The organism is Novipirellula methanifontis (assembly GCF_052161655.1).
Lineage (GTDB): Bacteria > Planctomycetota > Planctomycetia > Pirellulales > Pirellulaceae > Novipirellula.
Genome location: NZ_CP197418.1, coordinates 4,848,447 through 4,862,736 on the forward strand (window position 1 = coordinate 4,848,447; position 14,290 = coordinate 4,862,736).

Sequence of the window (14,290 nt, forward strand, 5' to 3'; positions counted from 1 at the left end):
TCACCATGCTCGACCGAGGAACCACTTTGCTATGTCGTCCATCGGGGCATCCAGCCGCATTTCTGCATCATCAGCGAGCGGCGCAACTTGCTCAGGCAGTGGATTAGCGTCGAAATCTTCAACTGCAGCTTTCTCAAATTCCTTCATTACTCGGTCGATTGCCGCAGTCTCTCGCACCTCATCTAACGCCCACCGAAGCTCGTTTTGCAGTTCGTCTTCCTGAGATCGAACTACGATCGATTGCGCGATCTCCCAGGCCAACTCGTCACGGTGATCCGAGATTGTTGCCAACTCTAATAGCGACGATTGTGGTAAAGCAGAACGCAAAGTCTTGAGTGTCGCTGGCATCCCGAATGTTTCGGGCAAGTGCCGTGAGCCCCTGGCCAAGTTCGCGGACATTAAATCGTGATCACGACGGGTGTGCTCCAATCCGAGAACATGCCCCAATTCATGTAAGACGACCGTAAGCAAATCAAAGTGGGCGAATGCAAGTACCGATTCGTCGTCGATCTCCGTTTGCCACCCTGACCCTGCGGCATCAATATCGATGAAGACGTTTTCTCCCAAAGCCAGTCCCAGGAAAGATCCCGGAAGGTTTGCGACTTGCACATTCAATCCATGGAAGGCAGCTGGATCAGCGCCAGCGTCTATCCAGACCGAGATGGCTTCGTCCAACACTGGCATGAGACGTTCGTTGGTAAGTGAGTTGACCGATCTCTGGTCGCGGAAAGGCGTTGCTGTCCGTAACGCCGAACCAGACAGCGCCCCATTCATCACTGTATCGGCAGCGTAAATCAGGGCGTTTCCATCTTCTGACGAAAGCTTATTGGCGCCAACTAAATCGTTCACTCTGTTAATGAACTTGTTGAGTTTGTCCACACCCTTATTGAGATGTGACTTACCAAACTCATCGATGGCTTGTCGTAGTTCATCGTCGAGTTTGTCAGCGTCTTTATCGCCCAACGCACTGACGGCAACTAGCGATCCTACATCCACAACGATCATCCGTGTCGCCGCTTGATGAAAGGATACGTACGAATCGTAGATCACTTTGACGATTGCTTCCGCTAGTCTGTCTCCGTCGACAGACGACAGATCGCCCTTCTTGACGAGTTTTCTAACCTCATCGTTAAACTTCTCCAGTTTTTCACGGCTGTGATTAATATGCAGTTTGTCTAATTCGCTAAGGGCGTCCTGCAGCTCTTTCAGTAGCTTATTTGCCTTGCCGTCGTCCAGGCCACCGTTGGCCTTCAGCGAATTGACATCCGCAATTATCACTTGCGTCGCAAGTTTCGGCAGGGAAACTTCGGCCACGTAGATGATGTTGTCCGCCGCTTGGGTCAGCGAGGCTGCGTCTGCCAATGATAGTTCCGACTTTCCAACGAGTTTTTCAATTTCTTCGTTGAATTTCCGTAGCTCGTTGATCGCAGTGCTGTTGTCACCTTTCACAAGATCCTCAAGCCCTTTGCTCAGATTCAACAGCAACTTGTCGGCCTTCTTCTGCGTCAACGCACTTGCATCGATCAGGGCCTCGATCTGCACCTCCACTGCGGCGATCAGCGGCGGGACGAAAGTTCGGCTGACGAGTTCGCCGCCGACCTCGACTGCATCCGTCACGACAACCTCGCCCAACGCTTCGACGTCCAAGTCGCCGCTGGTAGTGACTTCACCAAGAAATAGGCCATTGGTATCGCGAATGATCACATTCCCGCCGTTGATCACGACTGTGCCGCCAAAGTCGTTCGCGTTATCAACGGTGATATCACCAGTACGCGCTACCAATACCGTCGTCGTAGCGACAGACAGCGTCCCAGCATCGGTGTCATCGATGTTCCCGCCAGCCTCCAAGGAGACTGAATTGGCGGCAATGTTACAGCTGATCGTAATGTCGCCCGCTGCTTTGACCGTTAGAGCACCGCCTACTGGTGAAATGCAAAGGTCAATGTCGTTCTGGTCATGAAGCGTGGTGGAACCGACACTCGAGCCCGTGAGAGTTGCACCAAAATCGTTGCTGTCACTGTCCAGAGCGATCGCATCACCCGATATCAGCGTCGTCTTGCCGATTACATGAATCGAACCGGAGAGAGTGTCATCGATTCTGCCCGCCGCGAGAAAATTGGCCGATGCAGCGTTGACTGCGCCAGTGATCGCAATATCCATTTCCCTTGCGGTCAGGTCGAGCAAGCCATTCGTAGCGGCTTCTCTCAAGATCACTGAATCCGCGATCAGCAGCATGCTTTCGCCGCTGGTCAAAGTACCGCTGATCACGAGATTACCGCCAGCGTCGATATCGAGCACTCCCACGGCTGTTGTCACTGCACCGCTGATCGTCGTGGCACCGCCCGCGTGGAGCGTGACATCCGTCGCGGCGGTCATCTTGCCGCTGATGGTGGCGCTGTCAGCAACCGTCATCAGAATGCCGTCGCCGGCCAGCAAATCGCCTGAGATGTCCAGTGTCGAGCCCGCAGTCAGCGTTGTGTCGGCTGCGGAGGTGAGCGTGCCTTGGACCGTTAGGAATGCTCCCGAAGTGATCGTTGCGGTTGATCCGCTCTCGAGCGAACCACTGACCAGTAGCTGGCTACCCGCGTCAACGCTGACCAATCTGGCGGTCGCGGTCACTTCGCCGCTGATCGTCGTGTCACCGCTCGCGTGGAGCGTGACATCCGTCGCGGCGGTCATCTTGCCGCTGATGGTGGCGCTGTCAGCAACCGTCATCAGAATGCCGTCGCCGGCCAGCACATCGCCGGAGATGTCCAGTGTCGAGCCCGCAGTCAGTGTTGTGTCGGCTGCGGAGGTGAGCGTGCCCTCGACCGTGAGCGATTCTCCCGAGGTCATCGTTACGCTTGATCCGCTCTCGAGCGAGCCGCTGACCAGTAGCTGGCTACCCGCGTCAACGCTGACCGGTCCGGCGGTTGCCGTCACCACGCCGTTGATCGTGATGTCACCACCCGCATTAAGCGTGACATCCGTCGCGGCGATTACGTTGCCGCTGATGGTGGCGATATCAGCATTCGACATCAGGATGCCGTCGCTGGCCAGCACATCGCCGGAGATGTCCAGAGCCGAGCCCGCCGTCAACGTCGCTTCGGTTGCGGCGATCACCGTGCCTTGGACCGTGAGGGATGCTCCCGAAGTGATCATTGCGGTTGATCCGCTCTCGAGCGAGCCGCTGACCAGCAGCGGGGCACCACTTTCAACGCTGACTGATCCGGCGGTTGCCGTCACCGCGCCGCTGATCGTTGTATCACCGCCCGCGTTGAGCGTGACATCCGTCGCGGCGGTCACCGTGCCGCTGACGGTGACGCTGTCAGCGATCGTTATCAGGATGCCGTCTCCGGCCAGCACATCGCCGGAGATGTCCAGTGTCGCACCCGCCGTCAGCGTCGTTTCGGTTGCGGCGGTCACAGTGCCTTTGACCGTCAGCGATTCACCCGAGATCATCGTTACGCTTGATCCGCTCTCGAGCGAGCCGCTGACCAGTAGCTGGCTACCCGCGTCAACGCTGACCGATCCGTCGTTTGCCGTCACTGCACCGCTGATCGTCGCGTCACCGCCCGCATTGAGCGTGACATCCGTCGCCGACACAACTGTTCCGAGAATGTTGATGTTGAGGTCCGCGTCTAGTATCGATTCGACCGAAGCAAACTGCCCAGCAATATCGAGCGTTCCACCGATCCGGACGGTCAGTGCACCGCCGGTTGTGATGGAGCTGGTGGTGGAGATCGTCGTGTTGCCGGCTGCGTCTATCAGCAAGTGATCGGCAGACGTCATCGTACTGCTGACCCATAGATCCGCGGCAACGTCGACGGTGACCGCACCAACCGTGGCCGCAATATAATCGAGTATCGTTGCATCGCCGCCAGAAATGATGTTTACATTATCACCTGCCGTGACGGTGCCATTAATCGCCAGGTCCTCAAGGCTCTCAATGGAAACGGTGGATGCGCCATCGACGTCGCCGTTGAGAACGACGGAGTCACCCGAAATTGTTAACGATTCCGCAGCAACCAATGATCCATCGCTCTGAACAAGGTCGTCGCTTGCGATTGACGTTGTACCGCCGGATGTAATCGAACTGGCGGATGATAGCGTGATCTTCCCGGCAGCATCCAACGCAACGTCCCCTACCGACGTCAGTTGTCCACTGACTGAGACTTGGCCTGTGGATGACGCGATTCGCAAGTCTCCCTCAGACGCCACGTCAGCGGTGAGCACGACGGCACTAGCGCCGCTAAGGGCCACCGCCTGCGTGTTGCTCACCGGAACAGCGATCGTCAGCACGCCACCTGCATCAAGTGACAGCCGTTCCGGCGCGACCACGGGCTGGTTCAGACCTAAATTACCAACCGCGGACAATTCCAGGTAGCCATTGGCAATGGATGCGAAGTCGACGAGCAGATTGCCCAGGTCATGGAGTCGCGCTGATTCTCCCATCGCGGTCAAGTTCAAGTTGCCGGAGATCAATGTCTCGAGGTCCAGATCGGGATCACCATGACCGCTAATGCGATCACCAGCTGTCATCACGAGGTTCTCGGTGATGATGTCTGCGGCGGAGTCGAAGGCATCGGCTTCGTAGATTGAACCGCCGGCCACGAGAGTCACATTGCCCGATAGCCCGGCATTCAGGTAGCTGATTCGAATATCGCCGCCCGCTTGGACATAAACGTCACCGTCACCGATGACCAGGTTGGTTATCAGCACATCACCTTCGCTGCTGATATACGCATCACCATCGACCGTAATATCGATCTCTACGTCTCGGATCTGATCGACCAAGAGATCGTCCCCAACCAGCAACAATTGTTCGCCAAGATTGATCTCCAGATTCAAGTCCGGATTCTCGACGCTGCCAATTCTACCTTTTGCCTTGAGTGCTCCGTAAGCGCCGCTGACGTCAAACGCCAAGTCCGTGTCATCAATCTCACGCAAATCTCCGGCCGAATCGAGGGTGACTCGTCCATGCAGTCCACCGACCTTGATGAAGTCGACCAGAATGTCGCCATCGGTGTTCGCGACGGTCACGTTGCGGCCAGCGGCATCATTCAGAATCTGAATCTCACCCGCCTGAACAGTGTGTCCGGCGTCCACCGTGATTGCACCATCGGCGGCGATCAACCGGTCTAATACGATCGCATCGGTTTCGGCCAGGGTTATCGTCCCTGCTTCGGTGACTTCGATCGTCGCACGATCGACTTCGGTATGGAGTTGAACGTCATTGCGTGCGTGGACGATCAGGTTATAGGTAATTAAAACGCCATTGTTTTCATCTACAATACCGCCGCCAGCAGCGGACAGCTCGATTTGGTTGCCCGCTTGCAGGGTAGCCCCATCCACAAAAATCGCTCCATCCGAACTGAGACGCAGGACATCCGTCGCTTGCAGGGATCGGTTCGATACGTCAAGCGATTGACCACTCGAAATGTCGATCGTTCCCCCCACCCCATTGACGGCCAGATTCAAGTCCGCGATCAGATGCCTGCCGGCATCGAGATGGATCAATTTTGTGGCCTGAATCGCAATATCGCCCGCATCGAGGTCCTGGCCGGCAACCAGCACGACCTCGGTGAGTGCGTCGCCTGCTGATCGAAGGGCACCGCTGGCAATGCGGAGGTCACTTGCCGACACGATGGTGATTCGTTCGCCGGCAGTCAGCGTCGTTCCTCCGGACAAAACGATCGTTTCACCGCTGCGAATATCAATCGACTTTGAAGTCAAATTGAGGTCCGCATCGAGTTGATTGTCCGCGTGCAATTGAATGAGGTCACGTGCGGTAATGACACCTGTCACCGCCAGGGATCCACCAGCGTTTAGCAGCACTTCTTCGAGATCACCGCCGGTGGAGCTCTGGAAGTTCCCATCCGTAACGACCACGTTGGCAAGGGACGAAACCTCGATTCGACTGCCGGCAGTGAGGACTGACGTGCCGAGATCCAAGTTCTGTCCCGATTCGATTTCGATCGCCCCCAGTGCACCGCCCGCCGTGAGATTCAGGTCAGCGTTCAACGCTCCTCCAGCTCGCAACTCGATCAAATCGGTTGCTCGAAAAGCGCCACTGCTGACCGTCAAATCCCCACCGCTCACAAGCGACACTTCGCGAAGGTCGCCACTTGAACTTTGCACATTGGCCGTGCCGAGTCTCAAATCTCCTTGAGTTGTGATGGTGACACGATCTCTCGCGACAAGGTTGGAGTTGGACAGATCCAGGCCTTGGCCAGACGACAATTCGATCGTGCCGCCCGTTCCTGTGACGCTGAAATTGAGGTCTCCATTCAACTGATCACCCGCAGTCAGAGAAACACGTTGCGAAGCGTTGACCGTTGCTTGCGAGGAAACGAAGAGGTCGTCCGACGCCGACAACTCGACTGTCCCCGTAGCGGATCCGCCGACTCCTTCGACCCGCCCGTAGATAGAGAGTGATCCGGACGTCGAGGAAAGCGATACGCGGTCGTTTGCACGAAGCGTCGAGCCGGCGTCCAGTGTCAAGTTGTCGCCAACGGCGATGTCAATCTCCCCATCGGGGCCATCCAGGGCGACACCGAGTTGGCGTCCCAGAATGTTGCGTGCAGCGTGCAACTTGACACGATTGTATACGTCGACATAAGTATCTTGGAACTCAATCACTCCGCTCGGTTGGAATTCTGTTTTCGGGTGAACATCGACGGTCGCCACCGACACGGGAATCACGACACGGGACAAATCGCCAAGGCTTGCACGCTCGCTGGATCCAATCGGACTTGTATTGGTGGTCGAGGTGTAGAGGTCGCCGCTGCCGGTCGGCGACGCTCCGTAGTAGAATGCCGTGACAATTTCTCCATCAACCACGCGGTTGGTAAAGAACGCGTAGCGATCGTTGACGGTATGCTGGAAAAAGTTTCCTGTGGTCGGGTCGTACAAGTATTCCACATCGTTTGAATCGAGCCAGATTTGCATGCCGCTGTCGGCATCAACGAATCCAATCTCAACATCGCGTTCACCCCGAGCCTCCACCGCAAACTGATTGAGCCGACCGTTGTTGATGCCTGGAATTCCCGCGATTGAACCAAAGACGGTCACGTTCGTGCCGGCGATCAGCTCCACTAACTCGCTGGCGCGAAGATCGCCATCAATCGCGACCGACTCGGCGGATTGGATCAAGATCACTTCCGAAGTCAGGTCGAACGCCGAACCAGCAGGTTTCTTGAAGGCGCCACCGGAGAGAAATTCAAGATGCTTGGGCGCCGCAACACCGCCGCGAACGTCCAGGAGTCCCTCAGCGATCAGTTTGGCTTGCACGCCAGCCTGAATTGCCGCCCCCGAATCCCCCGGCACTCCACTGACAACGAGGTTGTCGTTGAGCGAACGCAGCACGACCTCGCCGGTCGCCGCAGTGGCGCGCACCTGCTCCACGTCGAGGGCACCCGCCGTTTCAATGTCCACCACGGTCGACGCGTTAGCGGTTTTAATTTGCAGACCGGATACCTGGGCCTCCACGCCGTCGATGTCTCGCAGCAAAATACCGCCGCCGGCCTGCGAATTCAGCACATCGGCAGCCATATCCAAATCGATCGTACCGACGGACGTGAATAGGCTGACTTCTCTACCCACCACGTCGGCATCCGTATCCGTGATGTCCTGTGCGATACCGTCGCCGGCAATCAAACTGACATCGACATGAGTCACCAGCGATTTCTCAAGTGTCAGCAGCGTGAACGCTTCCTCTTCGGCCTGTTCAGCCGGGACCGCGAGGCCACCGGCGGCAAGAATCGTATCGGACACGGCGAGGTAGATCGCACGTGCCTGCCCCGCGGTCAAAGAACCTTCGGTGTACTGGTCATCAAGACTGCTGAAGAAATCGGGATGCAGCAGCAAGCTGCGAAGTTCTTCCGCTTTGCTGATGGTCCAGTCCGGTTGCCAGTATTCGATTAGCCCGGCCTGCCGCAGTGCCCCGTTGATGATTTGCATCTTCAACGCATCCGCATCGTCTTGAGTTGCGGCATGGGAAAGTGCACCCACGAAACCGATCTGCAGTCTGCCGCCGGCGTCAATCGAAATATCGTTGCCCAGCGAATTGGTTTGCGCAATCACTCGTGACGCGGTCAAATCTCCCCCGGCCTGGATCGCGATAGCACCGTCGGCGACACGTAGCGCTTCGATGATGAGGGGGCGGTTGCTCGTTTGAGAGACACTGACATCGCCGGAAGCGATTGTCTGGAGCGTCAGTCGAGAGACATCAGTTTTCAGCGAAGCAGTTCGGGCTTCCACATCAAGCCGGTTGGCCTGTAATGCGACATTTCCGACGTGCGTGAGGTCGCCGCGAACGTCCAGCACGACATCACCGAGCACCCCGGCGACGAGAGAAACCAATTGCATGTCGCCTGTGGAAATTCGCTCCAGAACTCCACTCACTGGATTGGGCCGGAAGACTTCGCGAGTGATCAGCTCAATGCCATTGTTAGCCGAAGATCCGAGGGTCGCCACGTCAGTGGCAAGCAGGTTGCCGCGATTTTCGATGAAGACCCGTCCGTCGGCCGCATGGACGCGATTCAGCTCTAAATCACCTTCGTTATCGATGACCACGTCACCAGCAGCGGAGATGATGATGTCAACGTAATCCACGGCGGAGTTGACGGTGAAGCCATTCGCGGCAAGGCCCGTCAAGTGGCCGCTGCGAATGCGTCCGCCACTGTGGAAGACCACTCCAGCACCGGCTTGCAAGGTGACAGAATCCTCGGCCCATAATGCCGAGCCAACCATCGTTAGGTCACCGTCGCCACTTCCAGCAGAAATCGCGATCTGGCTGCCGTGGTTCAATGCCGTCAGTTCGGTACGAATATCCATGGTGACGTTACCGCTGCCGTCTTCGCCCGCGGACAGTGTGATTGTATCACCTGTGGTAATCGCATTGCGGATTGAAATGTCGTGATCCGCCTGCACGAAAACCGTGCCTCGTGAAGAAAGCTCCCCGTCGAGCATCACGTCGCCACCGGCATCGAGGACGATGTCACTCACATTGACTTCGACACCGCCGTCATCGACCTGCAGCATTCCGGATCGCGCGATGGAAATGTCTTCATCCGCTACAATACTGACGCTCTGCTGAGCAAGCAGTTGTGACTTGGCGGCAAGCGTATCGGTGGCCAATGCACCCTCGGGAAGACTGCCTTCGAGGGTAAAGTCACGGCCGGCAGTCACGTCAATCGATCCCATCGAGTCCGCCAATCCGCTCAGCGTGACATCTCGACCACCATGAATTGCGATCTGATTGCCCGCAACGAGAGATGCGTCCGTGAACTCGCCGTAGTTATAAAGTGTGGGATCATCTTCGTAGACACGTTCCGTGGTAAAGATCGTTTGCTGACCGTAGATCAGTTCGGTTCGCCACTGCGTGACATTCCTCTCCGTGACGACCTTCAATTGAGTGTCGTAGGTTTCAAACTTGGGACGCTGGTCATAGATATCATGGCTATTGCTAACCCACTGGTAGTTCAGCGTCAGTCGAGTATCGCTGATGTTTCTCCAGTTGCTGTCCCACTGGTATCGGTAGTCGTACTGTGTTTCCTTGAGGTACCGGAAGTTATCCGTCCAAGAGTTGAACTCGACAACATAGGGAAGGTAGCCGCCGTAATTGTCGATGTTGTTATCATTCCATTTACCCCGCCCTCCAAAGTTGATCTCAACAAAGTTTTCCCCGTCACCTGCGTTGTCCGGTTGGCCGCTGGCCCAGTTGGAGTAGGGCTGGTACGAACTGTAGGTAACATGCCAATCATTGCCTGAGCCGTCCCAGTCAATATCTGTGACGTAGCCCAAATCGCGGCTGCCGAGGGTGACATAGGCGTTAATCCAGGCGCGTCCACCCGTAATGTTGGCGACCGTTGAGTTCTCTGAACTGCTGTTAATCCGAGCCAAATACGAGTTCGATCCCCAACCCCACGCGTCCGCATAGTCCTTGGCAACATTGAACGCACCATAGAATGACGACGTGCCGCTGGATACGTAGTAGTTGTGCGGGTAATACTCTTGATAGGTTCCAACGGTCACATTGCTGTGCGTCGCGTGCGTTACACTGCTGTAGAGGCTCCCGGTATCACCGGTGAATCCCAATGGTGCCAGCACGTAACGGCCTAACTTGTCCGTCGTAACGGTATTACTATCGGCAATATCATTGTCTCGCCAACTCGGTTCGATCAATCCGGTCCAGGCATAAGCAACGGAACCGGAACCCGTGCGACCATCGTAAACTTCGAAGTTGCGTTTACCGCCGCTGTAGTAGTCGATCTTCCAGCGTGCCTTGCTATTGTCGTAGTCGTTGTAGACGTATTCAGCCGTCCGATTTGCGACCCGGCTTTGAGTAGTGAACTGCCACGTTCCGCTACTGTCCTGTCGGAACGATTTGTCTTGCGTGTATTTCAGCGTGGCTTTGTCTTGCCACCGCCCGACAATCTCTTGGCTCTTGCTGCCTTCACCCTGCGAAACCAGACGCAAGACGTCATTCTGCGCCCCTTGCGGCATCCGAATAAACTTGTCGTCCCATCCTGCGATGTTCACCAGGTAGATCGACGTTCCGTTGTTCGCCCAAGACGGCGTGACGGACTTATCGTAGGGCACGCCGTCAATGGATCCGCGCTCGCGATAATCGCTGTAGCTGAAATCGTACAGCGGCATGTAGCCCAAGTGGTCCAGGACTGCAGCACGCTGGGCGTCCGACAGATCTTCAAATTGCGTATCGTTTGACGGCGAAGACAGCCCATAGGTCGACCATGGGATGCTTTTGCTTCCCTGCCCCGATTGGTTGTAGTAGTCGTAGTTTTCGACGAAGTATTCGCGTTTTGTTGCACCGTTGTAGTAGCCGTCTTGAGTCAGCGCCACGTCCATCGTACGGAAGTACGATCCGACCTTGACTTCCTCGGTGCCAACTTGCTCCGTGACCGTTGTGTTAACCCATTGGATTTCAGGAACGGCGATGAAGCCGTCTTCCACCTGCCGGGAACCGGTTACGACTTCAATCGTCTGTGGCTCCTGAACAATGTGCGGGCTCGGCAGTGTCACCTGGCCTTCGGCCAACACTGCAAACGAACTCAAGGTCACATCTCCGGCAGCACTGAGTGTCAGCGTGTCACCCGCTTCCAAAACACCCTGCGCCACAACGGTAATGGAGCCGTCTCCGACGAGCTGGTCGACGGTTGGCGCCGAATTTTCGAGTTGCTCCCGCGTCATCTGCTGCGGAACACCCGCCGCGAGAGCAACATTTCCCGATGCCGTGACCGTGCCTCGAATTCGCACATCATCAACGGCGTTCAACAGGACATCGCCGTCGTTGTTGGTGGTTCGCACTGTGCCGTCGATCTGGATCACTTGTCCATGCAAGTGAACTTGCTCCGCTGCTTCGACTAAGGATCGAAGCGAGGTTCCGTCCGGCGAATTTTGCACGAAGATCACGTCATCGGCGTGCAGATAAATGCGGCCGTCCTCTCCCCGCGTTTTCACGACCGCGTCGCCCAAGACGTTAACATCACGACCGGATATGTGGACCGACTGCGTCGCGTTGACGAGGTCGTGAATGTCAACCGATCCCGAAGTGGCGTCGATGTCCACTTCCGCCGTGTCGACGACCAAGGTGTTATTCTCCGCGGTATAGACTTTACCGACCATGCCATATAACCACGCATCGGCGGTTGAGTCGATCGCGATGGCGCCTCCGGGACCTGTTTCGAGCAAACCGCCGCCGACACGTTGATTCTCGCCGCCAAGAACCGGACGTTCACCCATCGGAATGAGATTGCCTTCGAGGTCGATCCAGTCGCCATTGGCGTTGATCAAGAACCCATCGCTGTCGATGGCACGCCCCTGTTCGTCGATCAGGTTGCCGAACTCGTCGGTAGCCAGAATGAGACTCGTCAGCCAGAATCCAACGTCCTGCGTAGCGGCATCCGGGCCGGGGCCAATCTGCAACGCTGACGATCCACCGATGAGGTGCATCGACTGTTCGGCTCGCAGAACGCCATCCACCAACAGCAACCCCTCGGTCGCGATGTCGATCGATGCCCCGTCGTCGCGAGCTTCTATTGCACCGAACAAGCGGATACCCGTTTGCATGTCGACGCGGATCTCGCTCGGCGCGTCGATATCGGTAAATGTTCCCAAGCCGGTGGCGTCGGTCTGCAGCGAACTCTCTTCGGAAACCTGGAGCCCTAGGTTTTGGTGGTCACCGGTCGCATAGATTTCAATCGCACCCGTGGCTCGAATCGCTGCACCAAAATCTGCCAGTTCACCGTTTGCGTCATAGGCAGCGCCACCCAGTTGGATCAGTCCTGTAGCTCTGAGCTTCACATTGGCTTGTTGCCCTGTGTACAGTAAGTCACCGTCTCCCGCCAACGCGGCACCGGCAAGGAGGGAACCGACCAGGTTCAGATCGGCAGAGGCAACCCGCAACACGCTCTGGTGGTCGTTGGAGAAGACCGAGACACCGGAGGTGATTTCGACATCGCCCGCCGCGACGATTTCCACGCTCTTTGGGGCGGAGATAATCGCCCCCATCATGAATCGCTGGCCATCGGGAAACTCTGGATGGCCATCGGCAATCCCGATCTCACCTAACTTGATCGTATCGCCGGAACTGATCTCGAGCTGTTGGTCCGCCCCCGTGACAATCACATCGGTGTTGTAGATCGCGACGTGCTGGCCCGCGTGGATCCGAGTTGACCCGACGAGTTCAAGATCACCAGTAATGGTTGCGTTCTGCTGCGCTTCTACCGTGACTTTCCAGTCGCCTTCAGCGGAAACACCATGACTCTTCAAGACGCCGAGAAGATCGACGTCTTGTCCCCGCAGCTGTACGGAAGCATCGGTTTCGATCCAGCCGCTCTGTTCCGCGAGAACCAGATCGCCTGCCTCCGATTCGATGCGAAGCACTTGCAAACCAACGCTGTCAGACCCAACATCACCATTGACCACGACATCATTGAGGCCATGGATCAAAATTTCGCCATCGCCGGATCCACCGAAGGAGACGATCTCGCTAGTCGATTCGATGAGAATGCTGCTCTCGCCGGGATTGACCATCGAACCGGCGGCCAGTTCAACATCGTCGGCAGCCTTCAGATCACCAAGAATCGCGAGTGTCTGCCCCGAACTGATTCGGACGTCGGCCCCCTCACCACGGGCAACAACGCTGCCGCGAATCATGCCGTTGACGCCGGCGTCAAATTCAATCGACCCGTTGAGCGTCTCCAGGAGACCAGTGTAATCCAAGTCAATATCGACTCCGTCTGCACTGGTGCCACTGAAAAGACGAATCTGCTCGTCGGCGCGAACCTTGCCCGCGATGTAAAGCTTGTCATTGGGTCCGGCAAGCGAGCCAATGGTGACCTGTGAACCGGAAGCAGACGCATCAACCGCATATGGCAAGCTGGAAACCAGATCACCGCCGCTTAAATCGAATCCCAGGACCGCTCCGTTGGTGGAACCGTCGAGAATTTGGAAGGCATAGGGACTTGCAAACAGTAGTTTTCCGTCGCGGAGTTTGACGCGCATGTCAGGGTCGGACAGCGGTGTCGTCGGATCGTCCCAAAAATCGGAATACGGCAAACCTTTGTCATCGACATAGTCGCCAGACTCCAGCGCCGCTTGAAGGTCTTCCAGCAGATCCTCCATCGAAGCATTATTCACGGTATCGGCCGCGTTGATCGTAGCGGTGCCCGTGATCCGACGGTCGATCTTGTCCAACACCAGTTCAATCGTCACGTCCTCTTGCAATTGCCCATTGGCTGCGGGCACCCATCCACTGGCGACGATTTCTTGAGTGTGTGCCGGTGCCAAAATGTCGATTCGCCCGGCACCGTTCAAATTGATCTCGCTGTCTTCTGCCCAGGTTGAGATTCTTGCCGAACCGAGAAGCACGATTCCCTTGCCCGAGTGATTGGTCGATCCGTCGATCGGATCGGGCTCGAGTGGATCCAGTCCGCCGGACAGCTCGATCTTGCTGCCAGCTCGAAGCTCTGTCCCCAGAAGAATCTGATGATCGGCGGAAATCACGATCGATGAGTCGCCACCGAAATCGCGGAGCGAACGTCCCTGGTAAATGCCTTCCGCGTCACGCTGGTAAACAACTTCGCCACCGGCAAAGACAATGCCTTGAATGTTTGCGTCAGAGGCAGCGTCGATTTCGATCGAGCTCGCCGGCCACTGTGTCACCAATTCGCTTGCGGCATGTACCAACACGCCAATTCCGGATTCGTCCGCACCACCCGAGACATGGATGTGATCGTTCGCGCGCACATAGCCCCCGGTCTGCACCGTCTCGCCTTGACGATTT

The 14,290-nt window shown here is 56.6% G+C and carries 1 protein-coding gene (running past one end of the window); it reads right to left on the minus strand.

What is annotated here, in order from left to right; all coding sequences use genetic code 11:
- Positions 1 to 14,290: the 3' portion of a matrixin family metalloprotease gene (locus SH528x_RS17715; RefSeq protein ID WP_442511798.1), read on the minus strand. The gene runs 13,184 nt beyond the window's last position; 14,290 of the gene's 27,474 nt are visible here — the last part of the coding sequence; its start codon lies off the right edge, out of view — the gene reads right to left on this strand; it ends in the stop codon at positions 1 to 3.